17 protein-coding genes and 1 tRNA gene are annotated in these 18,015 nt (G+C 71.0%); 6 read left to right on the plus strand and 12 right to left on the minus strand.

Features of this window, described 5'->3' with window-relative positions; translation table 11 throughout:
* Positions 1-111: 111 nt before the first annotated feature.
* From ACO1BR_RS03220 to ACO1BR_RS03240, 5 genes are all read right to left on the minus strand, one after another.
* Positions 112-1,581: a peptidoglycan D,D-transpeptidase FtsI family protein gene (locus ACO1BR_RS03220; protein ID WP_426793483.1), complete on the minus strand. Its 1,470-nt coding sequence runs from the start codon at positions 1,579-1,581 to the stop codon at positions 112-114.
* A complete protein-coding gene (locus ACO1BR_RS03225) occupies positions 1,578-2,960 on the minus strand; it encodes an FtsW/RodA/SpoVE family cell cycle protein (RefSeq protein ID WP_426793484.1) in 1,383 nt (460 codons plus the stop codon). The genes ACO1BR_RS03220 and ACO1BR_RS03225 overlap by 4 nt, the downstream gene beginning before the upstream one ends.
* Before the next feature lie 22 nt (positions 2,961-2,982).
* Complete coding sequence (locus tag ACO1BR_RS03230) at positions 2,983-4,518, minus strand: PP2C family protein-serine/threonine phosphatase (RefSeq protein ID WP_426793721.1); 1,536 nt, start codon at positions 4,516-4,518, stop codon at positions 2,983-2,985.
* A gap of 132 nt (positions 4,519-4,650) precedes the next feature.
* Positions 4,651-5,169 (minus strand): FHA domain-containing protein FhaB/FipA, encoded by a 519-nt coding sequence (locus ACO1BR_RS03235; protein ID WP_426793485.1) that lies wholly within the window; start codon positions 5,167-5,169, stop codon positions 4,651-4,653.
* Between the two features lie 10 nt (positions 5,170-5,179).
* A complete protein-coding gene (locus tag ACO1BR_RS03240; protein ID WP_426793486.1) occupies positions 5,180-5,998 on the minus strand; it encodes an FhaA domain-containing protein in 819 nt (272 codons plus the stop codon).
* A 483-nt stretch (positions 5,999-6,481) separates the two neighbouring features.
* Here ACO1BR_RS03240 and ACO1BR_RS03245 point away from each other — a divergent pair.
* Positions 6,482-6,565 (plus strand) — tRNA-Leu (locus ACO1BR_RS03245).
* 680 nt (positions 6,566-7,245) lie between these two features.
* On the opposite strand, the gene ACO1BR_RS03250 is transcribed toward ACO1BR_RS03245, so the two are convergent.
* Entirely contained in the window at positions 7,246-7,896 is a 651-nt protein-coding gene (locus ACO1BR_RS03250) for an FMN-dependent NADH-azoreductase (protein ID WP_426793487.1), read from the minus strand.
* 126 nt (positions 7,897-8,022) lie between these two features.
* Here ACO1BR_RS03250 and ACO1BR_RS03255 point away from each other — a divergent pair, with 126 nt between their 5' ends.
* The gene (locus tag ACO1BR_RS03255) at positions 8,023-8,385 is read left to right on the plus strand and encodes a winged helix-turn-helix transcriptional regulator (RefSeq protein WP_426793488.1); all 363 of its coding nucleotides are present in this window, start codon (positions 8,023-8,025) and stop codon (positions 8,383-8,385) included.
* 27 nt (positions 8,386-8,412) lie between these two features.
* Here the strand turns inward: ACO1BR_RS03255 and ACO1BR_RS03260 are convergent, their stop codons facing one another.
* On the minus strand, positions 8,413-8,847 hold the full coding sequence (locus ACO1BR_RS03260) for a MarR family winged helix-turn-helix transcriptional regulator (protein ID WP_426793489.1): 435 nt from the start codon (positions 8,845-8,847) through the stop codon (positions 8,413-8,415).
* 173 nt (positions 8,848-9,020) lie between these two features.
* Here ACO1BR_RS03260 and ACO1BR_RS03265 point away from each other — a divergent pair, with 173 nt between their 5' ends.
* The 4 genes from ACO1BR_RS03265 to ACO1BR_RS03280 all read left to right on the plus strand — a co-directional run bounded on the left by ACO1BR_RS03265 (position 9,021) and on the right by ACO1BR_RS03280 (position 13,887).
* Positions 9,021-10,292 (plus strand): ABC transporter permease, encoded by a 1,272-nt coding sequence (locus ACO1BR_RS03265; RefSeq protein WP_426793490.1) that lies wholly within the window; start codon positions 9,021-9,023, stop codon positions 10,290-10,292.
* A gap of 316 nt (positions 10,293-10,608) precedes the next feature.
* Positions 10,609-12,105, plus strand: coding sequence for a DUF2252 domain-containing protein (locus tag ACO1BR_RS03270; protein ID WP_426793491.1), 1,497 nt, complete (start codon positions 10,609-10,611; stop codon positions 12,103-12,105).
* Between the two features lie 446 nt (positions 12,106-12,551).
* Entirely contained in the window at positions 12,552-13,532 is a 981-nt protein-coding gene (locus tag ACO1BR_RS03275) for a J domain-containing protein (RefSeq protein ID WP_426793492.1), read from the plus strand.
* A gap of 10 nt (positions 13,533-13,542) precedes the next feature.
* Entirely contained in the window at positions 13,543-13,887 is a 345-nt protein-coding gene (locus ACO1BR_RS03280) for a rhodanese-like domain-containing protein (RefSeq protein ID WP_426793493.1), read from the plus strand.
* A gap of 249 nt (positions 13,888-14,136) precedes the next feature.
* On the opposite strand, the gene ACO1BR_RS03285 is transcribed toward ACO1BR_RS03280, so the two are convergent.
* The 5 genes from ACO1BR_RS03285 to paaB form a co-directional block, all read right to left on the minus strand.
* Positions 14,137-15,270 carry an acyl-CoA dehydrogenase family protein gene (locus ACO1BR_RS03285; RefSeq protein ID WP_426793494.1) on the minus strand — a complete coding sequence of 378 codons (1,134 nt, stop codon included), beginning with the start codon at positions 15,268-15,270 and terminating at the stop codon, positions 14,137-14,139.
* A gap of 131 nt (positions 15,271-15,401) precedes the next feature.
* Positions 15,402-16,448 carry a 2Fe-2S iron-sulfur cluster-binding protein gene (locus ACO1BR_RS03290; RefSeq protein ID WP_426793495.1) on the minus strand — a complete coding sequence of 349 codons (1,047 nt, stop codon included), beginning with the start codon at positions 16,446-16,448 and terminating at the stop codon, positions 15,402-15,404.
* On the minus strand, positions 16,448-16,945 hold the full coding sequence (paaD, locus tag ACO1BR_RS03295) for a 1,2-phenylacetyl-CoA epoxidase subunit PaaD (protein WP_426793496.1): 498 nt from the start codon (positions 16,943-16,945) through the stop codon (positions 16,448-16,450). Before paaD ends, ACO1BR_RS03290 begins: the two co-directional genes overlap by 1 nt.
* Entirely contained in the window at positions 16,939-17,658 is a 720-nt protein-coding gene (paaC, locus tag ACO1BR_RS03300) for a 1,2-phenylacetyl-CoA epoxidase subunit PaaC (protein WP_426793497.1), read from the minus strand. The genes paaD and paaC overlap by 7 nt, the downstream gene beginning before the upstream one ends.
* The gene (paaB, locus tag ACO1BR_RS03305) at positions 17,655-17,921 is read right to left on the minus strand and encodes a 1,2-phenylacetyl-CoA epoxidase subunit PaaB (RefSeq protein ID WP_159509564.1); all 267 of its coding nucleotides are present in this window, start codon (positions 17,919-17,921) and stop codon (positions 17,655-17,657) included. The genes paaC and paaB overlap by 4 nt, the downstream gene beginning before the upstream one ends.
* Between the last annotated feature and the right edge of the window lie 94 nt (positions 17,922-18,015).

Below are 18,015 nucleotides of genomic sequence, written 5' to 3' on the forward strand. Positions count from 1 at the left end.
ACCGGTGTGTGGTCCGGCGGTGTGCTGTCCGGGCATACCGTACCCGGCACGCCGTATCGGACCGGGCCGGAGCCGCAACCTGATACGTGACCGGTATGGGCATGACCCGCGTCACTTCTCGCCCGAGATGACCGCCTCCATCACGCCTTTTGCGATCGGAGCGGCCAGCTTGCCACCGGCGATGTCGTCCCGGAGCGTGTCCGATCCCTCAATGACGACGGCGACCGCGACCGGGGTTCCCTTGGCGGTCTTCGCGTAGGAGATGAACCAGGCGTACGGGTTGTCCTTGTTGTTCTCGCCGTGCTGCGCGGTGCCCGTCTTCCCGCCGACAGTAACGCCGGGGATCTGCGCGTTGGTTCCCGTGCCCTCCTTGACCACGGTCTCCATCATGCTCTGGATCTTCTGCGCGTTCTCCGGCTTGAGCGGCCGGCTCATCTCCTGCGGCGTGTGCTGCTGGACGACGTTGAGGTTCGGCGCGACCAGCTGGTCGACCATGTACGGCTTCATCAGCTTGCCGCCGTTGGCGACCGCCGAGGCGACCATGGCCATCTGCAGCGGGGTGGCGCGGTTCGACGCCTGGCCGATGCCGGCCATCGCGTTCTGCGGCCGGTTGTCCTTGGGGAAGATGCTCTCGGCGGCGCGGACCGGAGTGTCGATCATGTCGTTGTTGAAGCCGAACTTCTCCGCCTCGGCCTTCATCTTCTTGTTGCCGAGATCCCCACTGATCTTGCCGAAGACGGTGTTGCAGGACCACTGCAGCGCCACCCGCATGCTGGCGTTCTCGCAGGGGATGTCGCCCTCGTTCTTCAGCTGCACGCCGGCGGTGTCGGGGAGCGTGTACGGCACCGGGGAGTCGGTCTTGGCGTCGACGTCGGTGTAGAGGCCGTTCTCCAGGGCCGCCGAGGCGGTGACGATCTTGAAGGTGGAGCCGGGCGGGTAGGTCTGGCGCAGCGCCCGGTTGAGCATCGGCTCGTCCGGGTCGTTCTTCTTCTGCAGCGCGTTGTACGCCGCGGCGTCCTTGTTGCTCATTCCCGCGAACGTGGACGGGTCGTACGACGGGGTGCTGGCCAGCGCCAGGATCGCACCGGTCTCCGGGTTGAGCGCGACGACCGCGCCCTTGCTGTTGCCGAGACCGTCGAAGGCGGCCTTCTGGGCCTTGGGATCCAGCGTGGTCACCACGTTGCCGCCCTTCTGCTTGCCGCCGGTGAACATGTCCACGGTGCGGCTGAAGAAGAGCCGGTCGTCGGTGCCGGTGAGGATGGCGTCGTTGAGCTTCTCCAACTGGTTGGAGTCGAACGCCTGCGAGGCGTAGCCGGTGACCGGTGCCCACATTTTGCCGTCTTTGTACGTGCGCTTGTACTTGAAGTCGCCGACGTCGGTGGTCGCCGACCCGGTGATGGCCTTGCCGGCGACGATGATGTTGCCGCGCGGCGTGCTGTAGCGCTCGATGGCGACCCGGCGGTTGTGCGGGTCGTTCTTGAGCTGGTCGCTCTGCACGAACTGCACCCAGTTCACGCGGATCAGCAGGGCGAGGACGAGCAGGCCGCAGAAGATCGCGACCCGGCGCAGGGGCTTGTTCACGGGCGGACCACCTGGGTCATCTCGGCGTCGGTCGACGGTGCGGGAGTGGGAGCGGGACGGCGCGCGGTGTCGCTGATGCGGATCAGGATCCCCACCAGCGCCCAGTTCGCGATGACGGACGAGCCGCCCTGTGCCAGGAACGGCATGGTCATGCCCGTCAGCGGGATCAGGCCCGTCACACCGCCGGCCACCACGAAGACCTGCAGGGCGAAGGCGCCGGTCAGACCGACGGCCAACAGCTTGCCGAACGGGTCGCGGGCGGCCAGCGCCGTACGGATACCGCGCTCGATCAGCAGACCGTACAGCAGCAGGATGCCCATCAGCCCGGCGAGGCCGACCTCCTCGCCCACGGTGGCCAGGATGTAGTCGCTCTTCGGCGCGATGCCCTGGATCAGCCGGGAGTAGCCCTGCCCCAGACCGGAGCCCAGGAGGCCGCCGGACCCGAAGGAGTACATCGCCTGCGCGGTCTCGGTCACCCCGCCGTTGACCAGCTCCAGCGGGTTCAGCCAGTTGTGCACCCGGGTCTGCACATGCGACTCGAAGCTGGCCACCGCGACCGCGCCGCCCGCGCTGAGCAGCAGACCGAACACGATCCAGCTGGTGCGCTCGGTGGCGACGTAGAGCATCACCACGAACAGGCCGAAGAACAGCAGGGACGTGCCGAGGTCCGTCTCGAAGACCAGGATCATCAGGCTCAGCGCCCAGACCACCAGGATCGGGCCGAGGTCCCGGCCGCGCGGCAGGTAGAGCCCCAGGAAACGGCGGCTGGCCAGCGCCAGCGCGTCTCGCTTCACCATCAGGTACCCGGCGAAGAAGATCGCGATGACGATCTTCGCGAACTCGCCCGGCTGCAGCGATCCGAGCCCCGGAATCGTGATCCAGATCTTCGCACCGTTCACACCGGGGAAGAACACCGGCGCGATCAGCAGCACCAGCGCGACCACCATCGAGACGTAGGTGTAGCGCTGCAGGACGCGGTGGTCCTTGAGGAGGATCAGCATGCCGATGAACAGCGCGACACCGAGCGCCGACCACAGCAACTGGTTCGGCGCCATCGCCTTGCCGAGCGAAGGCTCCTGGTCAAGGCGCCAGATGAAGACCAGACCCATGCCGTTGAGCAGCGTCGCCACGGGCAGCATCAACGGGTCGGCGTACGGCGCCCACTTGCGCACGATGACATGCGTCACACCCGCCAGCAGCCCCAGACCCACGGTGTAACCCAGCGCACCGGCCGGCACCGAACCGTCCTTCGCCAGGCCCACGTTGACATACGCGAACACCGGGATCAGCACCGCGAAGACCAACAGCGCCATTTCCGTGTTGCGCCGGCTCGGCGCCGCGAACGTGCCGATGGTGGTCGTGGTGGTGATGCTGCTCATGAATCTACGGCCCCCTACGCCCTCACTGGGTGCTGCAATTCTTTTCCAGCTTCTGCTGCTCCTCTGAGGGCGTCTGGCTGGGCGTGGGGGTGGGGGTGTTGGCGGTCGCCGAGAGCGTCCCGGCCAGGCCGCTGCCCGTGCCGGTCTTGCCCGTCTTGTCGCCGGCCGTGGGCTTGCCGCCGGGCTTGGTGGGCTGCGTTTCCTTGCCCTTGGCGGCGGCCGCGGCGCGCTCGGCGGCCTCCCGCTGCTCCTTGGACTGGCAGGCACTGGCCTGCTTGCCGAGCTCGGTGACCTTCTCGCTGGCCTGGCCGCGGTTGTCGACCGCGATCGTCTCCTTGACCTGGTTCCGCTGGTAGACCGGCAGGTACTTGAGTTCGATCTCGGGGTGGTCCTCGTCGACGGAGTTCAGCTTGATCCAGGCCAGGTCCTGGCTGATGCCCCGGTAGAGCGCGACGTGGTCGTCCTTGGCGCCGACGAAGTACTGCGTCTGCGTCCACTGGTAGCCCGCGTAGAGCCCGCCGCCGATCACGGCCAGCGCGAGCGCGGTGAACAGCGACGCCTTGAGCCACCGACCGCGCCGCCGCGGCTTGAGGAAGTCCTCGTCGGTGAACGCGCCGAACGAACCCTGCGGCATCCCGCCGACCTCCGGGTCACCGCTTCCGGGCGGCCCGAAGGCACCCCCGGGAGCAGGCGGAGCGTCCCGGCGGCCCAGCTCCGCGGCGCGGGCGGCCGGCGTCTGGAGCGTGCTGGGGTCGTTGAGCTGATGCTGGTTCTCGGCGACCGCGCCCACGATCACCGGGGTGTCGTTGAGCTGGCCGGCCATCGCCTCGTTGCCGTCCACGTCCAGGACGTCGGCGACGATGCAGGTGATGTTGTCGGGCCCGCCGCCGCGCAGCGCGAGCTGGATCAGCTCCTGCACGGTCTCGTGCGGCCCGTGATAGCTCGCCAGGGTCTCTTCGAGGGTCTGGTGGCTGACCACCCCGGACAGCCCGTCCGAGCAGATCAGATACCGGTCCCCGGCCCGCACCTCGCGGATCGACAGGTCCGGCTCGACGTGGTCGCCGCTGCCCAGCGCCCGCATCAGCAGCGACCGCTGCGGGTGGGTGGTGGCCTCCTCCTCGGTGATGCGGCCCTCGTCGACCAGCCGCTGCACCCAGGTGTGGTCCTGGGTGATCTGCGTCAGCACCCCGTCGCGCAGCAGATAGGCGCGCGAGTCGCCGACGTGGACGAGACCGAGCCGCTGACCCGTCCACAGCAGGGCGGTCAGCGTCGTCCCCATGCCCTCCAGCTGGGGATCCTCCTCGACCATCACCCGCAGCTGGTCGTTGGCGCGCTGCACGGCGGTGCCCAGAGACGTGAGGATGTCCGAGCCCGGGACGTCGTCGTCGAGCTGGACGAGGGTGGAGATCACCTCCGACGAGGCGACCTCACCGGCGGCCTGGCCGCCCATGCCGTCGGCGATGGCGAGCAGACGGGGCCCGGCATAACCGGAGTCTTCGTTCCCCTCGCGGATCATGCCCTTGTGCGATCCGGCGGCGAAGCGCAGCGACAGACTCATGCGCACCTCACCCGTCGGCTCGGGGTACAGCCGGTCTCGTCGAGCCACACTGCCCACCCTCCGGTCGGGAGCACGCCCGGGTCCGCCGAGTGGACCGTCACGGCTCGCTCGCTCCGCTCGCTCATTGTCGTACTACTTCCGCAGCTCGATGACGGTCTTGCCGATGCGGATCGGGGCTCCCAGCGGAATGGGTGTCGCGGTCGTCAGTCGGGTCCGGTCAAGGTACGTGCCATTGGTGGAACCCAGATCCTCGACGATCCACTGGCCGTCACGGTCCGGGTAGATCCTGGCATGCCTGCTGGACGCGTAGTCGTCGTCCAGCACGATCGTGGAGTCGTGCGCCCGCCCCAGGGAGATCGTCTGCCCCTGGAGGGCGACGGTCGTACCGGCCAACGTGCCTTCGGAGACCACCAGTTTGGTGGGGGCACCGCGCCGCTGGCGGTTGCCGCCGCGACCGCCTTCCTGGCGCCGCTGCTGCGGCGGCGCGGACTGGCGCTGGGCGCGCGGTTCCCCGCCGCGACGGGCGGCACCGCGTTGTGTGACGCGCGTGCCGAACAGGTCGCTGCGGATGACCTGGACGGCCACGATGACGAACAGCCACAGTACGGCGAGGAAACCCAACCGCATGACCGTGAGGGTCAGCTCTGACATTGGCCCCGCTTCACCCTTCGGCTTGCCGGTAAACGATGGTGGTACTGCCCACGACGATCCGCGAGCCGTCGCGGAGACTAGCGCGGGTGGTGTGCTGCCCGTCCACCACGATGCCGTTGGTGGATCCCAGATCCTGGATCGTGGGGGGCGTTCCGACCCGGATCTCGCAGTGACGCCGGGAGACCCCCGGGTCGTCGATCCGTACGTCGGCGTCGGTGCTGCGGCCCAGCACCAGGGTCGGACGGGAGATCTGGTGGCGGGTGCCGTTGATCTCGATCCAGCGCCTGGTCTGCGCGTGGGGCTGCGGCCCCGCACCGGGCGGCGCCGTACGGGGTACGGGCGCCGCGCCGCCGGGGGGCGGGGACGTGGGCATGGGGGGCGGACTCACATGACCGCCGCGGGGCACCGCGGTGCGGGCGGCCGCCGCGGCCTGGCCCGGGTGGTCCTGGGACGTGCTGGAGGCGAGCGTGCGGCTGCGGACGCGGTAGAGGCCGGTGTCGAGGTCGTCGGCCTTCTCCAGATGGACCTTGATCGGGCCCATGAAGGTGTACCGCTGCTGCTTGGCGTAGTCGCGGACCATGCCGGAGAGCTCGTCACCGAGCTGCCCGCTGTACGGGCTCAGCCGCTCGTGGTCCGGGGTGCTCAGTTCGACGATGAAGTCGTTGGGGACGACCGTGCGGTCGCGGTTCCAGATGGTGGCGTTGTTGTCGCACTCGCGCTGCAGCGCGCCGGCGATCTCAACGGGCTGCACCTCGGACTTGAACACCTTGGCGAAGGTGCCGTTGACGAGACCTTCGAGTCGCTGCTCGAAGCGCTTCAGTACTCCCACGGGGCACCTCCTTCCTCAGTCTTCCTCAGGGTCGTCCTGATACTGCTTACTGATCGTATCCACGCGCCGGGAAATCAGCTGGTTCCCCTTTCCTGCCTGGAGGACGAGTGTCGCCCACCACAGGGTTGCCCGTGCCCGTCGTCGTCCCCGCCAGCCTCCTCGTCGTTCCGTGTCGTTCCGTGTCGTTCCGTGTTGTCGCCTCGTGTGCACTGCGATCGTAGATGTGCCCCGTTAACAGTGTCCCGCAACCGCCGACCCGTCCGAGGGGGCGGGGGCCGAGTCCGGCCAGCGCCGGGGATCCTCCCGGCGAACGTACGAGGACGCCGCGGAGTGCCGACCGGTCCCCGCAGGCCGGGGACCGGGGGAAAGGCGTGTGAAGGCTCCCCAGACAGCGTGCTAGTGTTCTGCATGTCGGAAGGCGCTCGCACAAGACCCGGACGGAACAACCCGGATCGCGTGAGAGAATAAACCGGCAGCACCCATGCGCGGGTGGCGGAATAGGCAGACGCGCTGGATTCAGGTTCCAGTGCCCGAAAGGGCGTGGGGGTTCAACTCCCCCCTCGCGCACAGATGAGACCCCCGGTCTCCGGAGAAATCCGGAGACCGGGGGTCTTTCGTCATGCCCGCGGCCCGCCCCGCACGGCGTGACGGGGGCGACTTGAGTCATACGTCACATTCGCGCCGCCGCCCGGCTGTTCGCGTATCCCGGCGGCGGATTCTGTGGCCGCGGTCACCGCCGCACCGCACACGCGGACCCGGGCGGTTTCGCGGGCGGAGCGGCGCCGGCGGTGGGGCTGCCGATGCCGGCGGTGGGGCGCGACGCGGGGGTGCCGGGGCGGCGGTCCTGGTGGCCGTCCGGGGGTCGGCCTACGGGGGCCTGTCGGCCGGTACGCGGACCTGGCTGACGGCGGGCGGCACCGGGCGCCCGGGAGGCCGCCGCCGCGCTGTTCGTGGCGGTGTTCAACGGGGCCGTCGGGTTGGGCGCGCCGGGCGGGCCGGCCGGCGGGCGGGGCGTGGACGGCTGGGGGACCGTCGGTGTGCTGGGGCCGGGCGGCGCGCTCGCCGTCGGGGCGCCGGCGACGGTGGCTCTGGGGAGGGCACCGGGTGGGGAGAGTCGGGGCGGCTGAACGGGGCGCGGGCCCGGGGGCGTTGGGGCACGGGCGGCAGGCTCGTGACCGCAGCCCCGGGGCGGGCGCGTCAGGGCCGGACGTGCGCGCGGTGTCCGGCCGGTGGGGGAGGCCGTCCTGTCAGGCGGCGAGGCGCTCGACGAGGGCCTTGGCCTTGGCCGCCGCCTCCTCGTGGGCCTTTTCGCGGGAGGTCTCGTACAGCGGGACCAGCTCGGCCATCGCCGGGTTGACGGGCGCCATCGTCAGCTCGGGCACGATGAAGTCGACCTCCAGGCCGAACCCGCCGTTCAGCACGGCCTCCAGGTAGTTCTGGACGTACTCGAAGGGCTCGCGCGGGGTGCCCGGCGCGTACGAACCGCCGCGGCTGGCGACGACGGTGACCGGCTTGCCCTTGAGGGACGAGTTCTCACCGGCCGTACGGCCCATGATGATCGCCTGGTCGAGCCACGCCTTCAGGGTGGACGGGATCGTGAAGTTGTACATGGGCGCGCCTATGACGATCGCGTCGGCCCGCTCCAGCTCCTCGGCGAGCTGGGTGCGCAGCGCGAAGGCGGCCTGCTGCTCGGGGGTGTGGGTGGCGGGGTCGGAGAAGCCGGCGGAGGCGCCGACGCCGTCGAGGTGGGGGACCGGGTCGGCGCCCAGGTCGCGGTGGATGACGGTGCCGTCGGGGTGCTGCTCCTCCCAGGTCTTGCGGAAGGTCGCGGTCACCGAGCGGGAGGCGGAGCCGCCCTCGGGGAAGACGGAGGAGTCGATGAGCAGAAGCGTGGCCATGGGGACCCGTCCTTCGGTACGCGGCCGGAGGGTGCCCGGCCGCTGGTTGAAATCCGTACGTCACTATTCATAGCACAGGAACTTACTTTTTTTTAGCAGCCAACCGGAGGGCGGTACCCTGGGTGCATGGCGGACCACAGCGAGGCGACGTGCAGGAAGGTCGACGACGGCATGACGCGCGTCTTCGAGCTGTTCGGAAAGCGCTGGACGGGCCTCATCGTGGCGACCCTGATGCCCGGACCCGTGCACTTCGCGGACCTGCGCCGGGCCATCCCCGGGATCAGCGAGCGGATGCTGTCCGACCGCCTGATGGAGCTGGCGGCGACCGGCCTGGTCGTCCGCGAGGTCGATGCCGGGCCCCCGCTGCGGGTCGCCTACCGGCTCACCGAGGCCGGACGCGCGATGGAGTCCGCGCTCCAGGAGCTGGGGCGCTGGGCGGAGACCTATCTGGCCGACGGCGGGCAGTGCCCGGAGCGGTTCCGTAAGTAGCCCCTCGGCCCCCGAGGGCGTGCGGGTTCAACCGAGCCGCTCCTGCGCGGCGTTGTAGCGCGCCAGATACGACGCGAACCGGTCGAGATCGGCCTCGTCCCAGTCGGCGAGCCGCTCGTGGAACGCCTGGCGGCGACTGGCGGTGACGTTGGCCAGCACCTGGGCGCCCTCCGCTGTGGGATGCAACACCTGGACGCGCTGGTCGTCCGGGTCCACGCGGCGCTCGACGAACCCGAGCTTCTCCAGGGCGGCGATCTGCCGGCTGACCGTCGACTTGTCCAGGAGGTAGTGCGCCGCGAGGTCGGTGGCACGGCATCCGTGCTGGTCGTCGAGGTGCGCCAGCAGTGTGTAGGAGACCAGGGACAGCTCGGGGTGCATCCGCGCGGCGGTCGCGCGGGCGCGCCGGGCGAAGGCGGTCATCTCCTGCTGGATGGTCTCGACGGAGTCGTCGCGGTGGGTCACGTGGTTGCCTTTCGCCGAAGTAGTTGTATAGTACAACGTGGATTGAGAGTTGTAATTGCCAACCTTATGAGTGGCAAGTGCCACCTACTGGCCGCGCGCGACCCGACCACCCGGAGCCGCCGACCGGCGACAACTCCCCCGACGACCAGACGACCAGCGGAGAAGGCTTGCCCATGAGCGCGGTCCGACGCACCGACCACCGAAACGACCACCGAAACGAACGGCGCGGCGCCCAACGGGGCGAGCTGCGGCACGTACTGACACACCTGATCACCCCGCTCCTGATGTGCATCGGGATGGGACTGGCCTACCTCGGCGCATTCGCCCACCCCACACCCCACCAGCTGCCCGTCGCGGTCGTCGGATCCGGCACCCACGCCCAGGTGCTCGCCCAGACCCTCAACGACACGGCACACGGCGACCTGGAGGCACGCACCGTGCCCGACCGCGCCGCGGCCGTCGAGCAGCTGAAGCACCAGGAGATCTTCGGCGCGTACGTGATGGGCGGCACCGGCCCCGCCGCCGGCGGAGCCGCGGCATCGGACACCGTGCCGGGGACCGCTCCGGGCACCACGGCCTCGGAGGCGGCGCCTTCCCGCGGCACCGCCGCCAAGCCCGCCCCCGAACTGCTCGTCGCCACCGCCGGCTCCGACACCAGCGCCTCCGTCGTGCAGAAGATCTTCACCCCGCTCGCCGCCCGGCAGGGCGCCCCCCTGAAGGTCACCGACGTGGCGCCGACCGCCAACGACGACCCCACAGGACAGGGCATCTTCTTCCTGCTCGTCGCCATCAGCATCGGCTCGTACGCCTCCGTCGCCGTCATCGGCGGCGCCGGAGCCGCCCTCCCGATGCGGCTGCGGGCCATGCTGGCCATCGGCACGTCCTTCGTGGTCAGCATCATCGGAACGCTGTTCGCCGGCCCCGTCTTCCACCTCGTCGACCACGGCAGGTGGGGACTGTGGGGCATGGCCTGGCTGTACTCCGCGGGCATCCTGCTGATCGGCACCGGCCTGCACACCTTCCTCAAGCGCTGGACGACGCTCGGAGTCATGGCGCTGTTCGTGATGCTCAACTTCACCTCGTCCGGCGGGATCTTCCGCCCCGAGATGCAGAACGGGTTCTTCGCCGCCCTCCACTCCTTCTGGAACGGCGCCGGCTTCGTGGAAGGCACCCGCAGCCACGTCTACTTCGACGGCTACGGCCTCGCCCGCCACGTCTGGACGCTGGTCGGCTGGCTGCTCGCCGGCCTGCTCGTGGTCGGCGTCGCCACACTCGCCGAACGGCGGCGGCGCGCAGCCGAAGCCGACGCCGTGGCCAACGCGACGGCAGTGGCGGCAGCCGCGATCGCCGCAACGGTGCCGGAGCGGGCACCGCGGCGGCCGGCGGCACGACAGCCGGAACGGGCGGACGCCGAAGAGGAGATGGAAGAAGCGGTGGGGGTGTAGGCCGGGGCTCTGGGCGTGTGGGCCGTGGGTGTGCGGGTGTGCGGATATCCGGGCGTGGATGCGTGAGCCATGGACGTCGGATGTGGGGGCCGGACGTGGTCCTTTCCACCCTGTCCCTCAACTCCGCACCTCCACCCGGTCGTTCCCGGCGCGCGGAGAGTTATCCACAGGCCCTGCAGCCTCCGCACGAGTCTCGGTAACGTCGTGATCGGCGCACCGGAAACAGCCGGTGAGCCGGACGGATGTGGGGGCGCCGGTGTGCCGGGCTACCGGACACCGCGCGCAGCCAGCGTCGTGAAGGGGGAGGTGGCCCGCCATGTCGCGTGTGCCGTACGTACCGGGGTTCGCCAGGGCGGACAAGGAAACACCCTCGGCCAAGGCCAGAGGCCGGGCGCTGCGGGAACGACTGCCGCGCGCCGAACAGGCCGCACTGCGCATCGCGGCCGACCGACCCGACGCCGTGGCGGCGGTCGAGGAGTCCAACGCGGGGCGGCTGCCCGAACTGACACCCATCCGCGTCGGACGGATGTCTGCCAGCCCGTTCGCCTTCCTCCGCGGCTCGGCCGGACTCATGGCGCACGACCTGGCGACAAGCCCCGTCACCGGCATAGGGGCCCAGATATGCGGCGACGCCCACGCCGCCAACTTCGGCCTCTACGGCGACGCCCGCGGCGACCTTGTCATCGACCTCAACGACTTCGACGAGACCGTCCACGGCCCGTGGGAATGGGACACGAAACGCCTCGCGACCTCGATAGTGCTGGCCGGTCGGGAGGCGGGCGCCGGAGAGGACGACTGCCACACCGCGGCACGGGACGCGGCCGGCGCGTACCGGCGCACGATACGGCTGCTCGCGAAGCTGCCGGTGACCGACGCGTGGAACGCCATCGCCGACGAGGAACTGGTGTCGCACACGGACGCCCGGGATCTGCTCGGGACCCTGGAGCGGGTCGCCGCCAAGGCCCGCAAGAACACCAGCGCGCGGTTCGCGGCGAAGTCGACGGAGCAAGGACCGGACGGCGGCCGTCACTTCGTGGACGCGCCGCCGGTACTGCGGCGGGTGCCGGACGCCGAGGCGGCGACGGTCGCCTCCGCGCTCGCCGGCTATCTGGAGACGCTTCCGGAGGACCGTCACCCACTGCTCGCCAGGTACGCGGTACACGACGTGGCCTTCCGGGTGGTCGGCACGGGAAGCGTCGGACTCCGGTCGTACGTCGTGCTGCTGCTCGACCACCGAGGCGAGCCACTGGTGCTCCAGGTGAAGGAGGCACGCCCCTCGGCGCTGGCACCGTTCGTGACGAAGGCGGGCTTCCCGGTCCCGCCGGCCACACACGAGGGACGCCGGGTGGTGCTCGGGCAGCGGCGGATGCAGGTGGTGAGCGACCTGCTGCTGGGGTGGGCGACGGTGCCGGACGACGAAGGGGGAGCTGACGGCCCGGGCATAGCGTCGTCGGACGCGGGTGGCGCCGGCGTTGGGACGGGTACCGGAGATACGGGCTTGTCGGACGGCCGGAGTCCGGGACGGCCGTACCAGGTACGGCAGTTCAGGAACCGTAAGGGGAGCGTGGATCCGGCCCGGCTCTCCGCGCCGCAACTGGACGACTACGCCCGGATGACCGGCGCGCTGCTGGCCCGCGCCCACGCCCACAGCGCCGATCCGCGGGTGCTGGCCGGGTACTGCGGCAAAGGCGAGGAGCTGGACGAGGCGATAGCGCGCTTCGCGGTCGAGTACGCGGACCGGACGGAAGCGGACCATGCGGTACTGGTCGCGGCGGTGCGGAGCGGACGCATCGCGGCGGAGAGCGGCGTCTGAGGGGCGGAGGGCCGAGGGGCGGGCGGGAACGCGGGGGGAAGGGGGCACGGGGCCGGGGCATGGGCAGGGGTGGGCGAGGGGCGGGGCTGGGGGAGGGTGGGGGGAGGGGGAGGGCCCCGAGGGGAGAGCTCGAAGGTCACCCACAGCCCCAGCCTCCTCACCACCCCCCACCCCCACCCCCCAAGCACCCCCAACAACCCTCCCCCCCACACCCCCCCACCCCCCCCCCCCTCCCGCACCCCCACCGATCGTCCCCCCCCCACCCCCCCCCCCCTCCCTACTGCCCCGAGGGGAGAGCTCGAAGGTCACCCACAGCCCCAGCCTCCTCACCACCCCCCACCCCCACCCCTCAGGCACCCCAAGCGGTCGTCCCCCCCACGCGCCCCCGCCCCCCTCGCCCGGTGCGGCCCGAGGGCCGGTGCTGGTGGGGGCCGTACGCTGACCGGGTGACGAACTCGCACGCGGAGAACGCGCAGGACGGCCAGGACCGACCGGACGTACCGGGGGCACCCGGTGCCCCGGCCGAACCGCGGGCGGTGGACGCCCGCGGGGAGGCGCGGGGCGAAACGGGGCGTGATGCGGCGGATGCCGCAGGCCCGGAGGGGGGCGTTGCGGAGGGTTCGGACGCGGCGGCCGACGGCCAGGGCGGGCACGACGAGGCCACGCGGCGGCTGGCGAAGGCGGTGCGGGCCGCCGAGCAGGCGTTGATCGAGTTCGAGATCGCGGTGGAGACGTTCCGGGTGGAGGTGGAGAACTTCTCCCGGCTGCATCATCAGCGGCTCGGCCCCATGTACGCGCGGCTGGACGAACTCGATGCGCAGATCGCCGAGGCGGTGGCGGCTCGTACCGGCGATCCCGAGGACATCCGCAAGGCCCGGGAGGCGCGGGCGTCGGTGCTGCCGATGCCGGAGGTGGAGGAGCTGTTCCACGGCTGGCTGGGGTCGGAGGGGCTGTTTCCGGAGGCTCAGGCGATGCTCACGGATCAGCCGGTGCGCCCGCCGCAGAAGGTGCGGCCCAGCGAGGAGGCTCGCAAGATCTACCGTGAGCTGGTGCGCAAGGCGCATCCGGATCTGGCGCGGGACGACGCGGAGCGGGCGCGGCGTGATGGGTTCATCGCGCGGGTCAATGCCGCGTACGGGCGGGGTGACGAGGCGGCGCTGCGGGAGCTGGTGCGGGAGTGGGAGGCCGGTCCGGTGCCGGTCGAGGAGCGGCTGAGCGAGAGCGAGGAGCTTTACGCCCGGCTGGAGTGGCTGGCCCGGCGCAAGGAGCTGCTGGCCGCTGTCGCGGGGGAGCTGGAGACCAGCGCGATCGGCGCGATGATCAAGATGGCGCCGGAGGACCCGGACGGGCTGCTGGACGAGATCGCCGAGAAGCTGCGCGCCGACGTCGCAGAGCGCGAGGCGTACCTTGCGCGGCTGGTCGGGTAGCGTCGGGAGTATGCAATTTGGTTCTCTGCCCACGGTCGGTGTCGATGATCTCGCGCCCGGGGACTTCCTGCTGGACGTACGCGAGGACGACGAGTGGGAGGCGGGGCACGCCGAGGGTGCGCTGCACATCCCGATGAGTGAGTTCGTCGCTCGTTACGGTGAGTTGACGGAGGCGGCGCCCGAGGGCGGCAAGGTGTTCGTGTTGTGCCGGGTCGGTGGGCGTTCGGCGCAGGTGGCGCAGTATCTGCTCCAGCAGGGCATCGACGCGGTGAATGTCGCGGGCGGTATGCAGGCGTGGGAGGCGGCCGGGCGTCCGGTGGCGGACGGCAGGGGCGGCCTGGGGACGGTCGTCTAGCCGTCCCCACGGTCGGCCCATGGCCGTCCGGCGGGGCGGGCCGGCATTCGGTGGGTGGCGGATCGTCTGCCGGACTTGCGCATCGTCGGCCGCGCTCGGCGCGCCGGCCCGGCGTCCGCATCGGCGTTTTCACCGGCCCCGCATCGGCGTTTTCACAAGTCTGCCGTCCGCGCGGGGCATGGTGCCTCCGGCCTTCCGGCGCAGCTGCTTCCGCTTTGCGGGACACCGGCTCCGCTCCTCGGCCGCGGCTCAGCTCAGTGGGTGTGCCGCGAGCAGTTCGCCGAGTGCTTCTTCGTGGGCGGCGGCCGGGCCCAGGGAGAGTTCGAGCTGTTTGGCCCAGGCGTGGTAGCGGTGCAGCGGGTAGTCGGTGTCGGCGCCGAAGCCGCCGTGCAGGTGCTGTGCGGTCTGTACGACGCGGCGGACGCCTTCGGCAGCCCAGATCTTGGCGACCGCGATGTCTCCCGCGGGCGGCAGTGGCCCGGCGGCGTCGGTGGTGATGCGCCAGGCGGCTTGCCAGAGGGTGGCTTCCATGGCGCGCAGGTCGATGAAGCGGTCGGCGGTCTGGACGGCGACGGCCTGGAAGGTGGCCACGGGGAAGCCGAACTGTTCGCGTTTGCCGGTGTAGTCGCTGGTCATGGCGAGAACGCGTTCGCCGAGGCCGAGTGCGAGTGCGCAGGTGCCGGTGGTGAGCAGGTTGCGCAGGGTTTCCCAGGCGGCCGGGTCGGTGATCGTTTCGCGGGTGCCGAGGCGTACGGAGTCCAGCCGGATCTCGGCGTGGCGCTCTCCGTTGGTGGAGGTCTGGGGAGCGAGTGTGACGCCGGGGTGGGTCGGCGGGACGAGCGCGAGGACGGCATGGCCGTCGGGGGTGTGGGCGGGCAGCAGGATCCGGTCCGCGGTGTGGGCCCAGGGGACGGTGGTGTGGGTGCCGTCGAGGAGCCAGTCGGTGCCGTCCTGGCGTGCGGTTGCGGCGAGTTCGGCCGGGTCGTGGCCGGTGCGTCCGGCCGCGGCGGTGGTGATGACGAGATCGCCGGTGGCGATCTGCGGCAGTACGTCCGCCCGGAGGCTGTCGGTGGCGTGTTTCTGGAGGGTGAGTGCGGCGGCGCCGGATTCCAGCAGGGGTACGCGGGCCAGTACTTTGGCCGACTCGCGCAGCACCAGGCAGAGGGCGATCGGGTCCAGGCCGGAGCCGCCGTACTCGGGTGCGATGGGCAGGCCCAGGAGGTCGGCGTGGGCGAGCTTGCGCCACAGTGGGCGGTCGAAGTCGTCGGCGACGGCGCCTGGGGTGAGTGCCGGGCTGGGCACGCTGTCCGGTGCGACGCCTGAGAAGACGGCTTTGGCCGCTTCCACGGCGGCCTGCTGTTCCTCGGTGAAGGTGAAGTCCACTGGTCTGTCCTCCCGCACGCCGCCTGAATCTGACGAAGCGTCAAGGTAGAACATGTTCCGGGAATGGGGAATGGCGCGGTGGGTGAAGGACAGCGCGTAGGGACCGGGTTGCGGCTGCGGCGAGCCTCCTCTCAGCGGTCGAAGTCCAGCTCGACCTTCTCCGTGGCGGGGTGGGACTGGCAGGCCAGCACATAGCCGGCGTCGACCTCGTCGGACTCCAGGGCGAAGTTGCGGTCCATCCGGATCTCGCCGGAGACGAGGAATGCGCGGCAGGTGCCGCAGACGCCGCCCTTGCAGGCGTACGGCGCGTCCGGGCGGTTGCGGAGCACCGCTTCCAGCAGTGATTCGCCGTCGTGCACCGGCCAGTTGCCCGAGCGGCCGTCGAGGGTGGCGGTCACCGTGCTGTGGGCGGGCGCGGTGGCGGCGGGTGCCGGGGCCGCCGCGCCGTTGTCTATGTGGAAGATCTCTTCGTGGATGCGGCCACGCGGCACCTTGAGGGCGCGCAGGGCCCGTTCGGCGCCCTGGACGAGTCCGAAGGGGCCGCACAGGAACCAGCCGTCGACGGATGCGACCTGGAGCAGTGCGGGCAGCAGCGTGAGCAGCCGCTGCTCGTCGAGGCGGCCGGACGGGAGGCCGGCTTGCTGCTCCTCGCGGGAGAGGGCGTGGATCAGCTGGAAGCGTTCCGGATAGCGGTCCTTGAGGTCGGCCACCTCCTCCAGGAACATCGTCGAGGCCGCCGTGCGGTCGCTGCGGATCAGGCAGAAGCGGGCGTCCGGCTGCTCGGCGAGCAGGGTGGAGGCGATGGAGAGGACGGGGGTGATCCCGCTGCCGCCGACGATGCCGGCGAACTGGCCGGGGCGCGGTTCGAGGGTGAAGCGGCCGGCCGGGGCCATGACGTCGACGGTGTCGCCGACGGCCAGTTCCTTGAGCGCGTAGGTCGAGAAGGCGCCGTCCTCGACCAGTCGGATTCCGACCCGCAGTACGGGTTCGCCGGTGGCCGGGGTGCAGATGGAGTAGGTCCGGCGGATCTCCTGGCCGTCGACCGTTCTGCGGAGGGCGATGTGCTGCCCGGGGGTGTGCCGGAACGTCGTGCGCAGCTCGGGCGGGACGGTGAAGGTGACGGCCACCGCGTCGTCCGTGAGCTGCTCGATCTCCCGCACCTGGAGCGGGTGGAACATCACAACTCCTTGAAGTGGTCGAAGGGTTCGCGGCAGGACTCGCAGCGGCGCAGTGCTTTGCAGGCCGTGGAGGAGAAGCGGCTGAGCAGGGTGGTGTCGGTCGATCCGCAGTGCGGGCAGCGGATCGTGAGGTCGACGGAGACCGGTCCGTCGGCCGGGGCCGTGGGGCGCGGTGGGGCGATGCCGAATTCCGCGAGCTTGCGGCGGCCTTCGTCGGTGATCGCGTCCGTGGTCCATGGCGGGCTGAGGACCGTGTGGACCTCGACTTCCGGTATTCCGTGGTCGTGCAGTACGCGTTCTATGTCGGCGGACATCGCCTCGATGGCGGGGCAGCCGGTGTAGGTGGGGGTGAGGCGGACCTCGACGCGGTCCGGGGCGGTGAGCCGTACCTCGCGCACTACGCCGAGTTCGGCGAGGGTGAGGACCGGCAGCTCCGGGTCGGGGACCGAGCCGGCCAGGGCGAGCAGTTCTGCTTCGAGGGCGGTGGGGGTCACCATGTCGCCCCCGGGTGGCTGCGGTGGAGGTGCTGCATCTCGGAGAGCAGCCGGCCGAACGGTTCGGTGTGCAGGCCCTGGCGTCCGGCGCCGGCGGTCCAAGCGCCGCGCTGGGGGCCTTCGGGGACGCTGAGGGTGGCGCGCTCCAGGATCGCGGTGATGCGGGCGGTCCACCGGTCGTAGAGGGCCGGCCAGGGGACGGTTTCCAGCCCTTCCACCGGTTCGAAGAGCTCGCCGGTGAAGCGCCAGAGGGCGTCCAGCGCGCGCTGCATGCGGGCGTGGCTCTCGTCGGTGCCGTCGCCCAGGCGCAGTGTCCACTGCTCGGCGTGGTCGCGGTGGTAGGCGACCTCCTTGACGGCCTTCCCGGCCAGGGGGGCCAACTCGCTGTCTCCGGTGGCGAGATGGGCGTACAGCAGCTCCTGGTATGTGGAGAAGTAGAGCTGGCGGGCGATGGTGTGGGCGAAGTCGCCGTTGGGCTGCTCGACCAGCTGGAGGTTGCGGAACTGCCGTTCCTCGCGGAGATACGCCAGTTCGTCCTCGTCGCCGGCCAGGGAGAGCAGGACGCGGGCCTGGCCGAGGAGGTCCAGTGCGATGTTGGCCAGGGCGACCTCCTCTTCCAGGACGGGGGCGTTGCCCGCCCATTCGCCCAGGCGGTGGGAGAGGATCAGCGCGTCGTCGCCGAGGGGCAGGGCCGGGGTGGCCGTCAGCTGCGTCACAGGTGGTGCACCCCCTCCGGGATCTCGTAGAAGGTCGGGTGGCGGTAGGGCTTGTCGCCGGCCGGTTCGAAGAACTCGTCCTTCTCGTCCGGTGACGAGGCGGTGATCTGGGCGGAGGGGACCACCCAGAGGGAGACGCCTTCCGAGCGGCGGGTGTACAGGTCGCGGGCGTTGCGCAGCGCCATTTCGGCGTCGGGGGCGTGCAGGCTGCCGGCGTGGGTGTGCGACAGGCCGCGGCGGCTGCGGACGAAGACCTCCCACAGCGGCCAGTCGGCGGGGCGGGGGGCCGCCCCGGCGCCGGTGTCCGCCGCCGTCGCCGCGGATGCCGCTGCGGCGGACGGCGTCGGGGTGTCCGAG

This window comes from Streptomyces sp. YGL11-2 (genome assembly GCF_050054615.1).
Classification (GTDB): Bacteria; Actinomycetota; Actinomycetes; order Streptomycetales; family Streptomycetaceae; genus Streptomyces.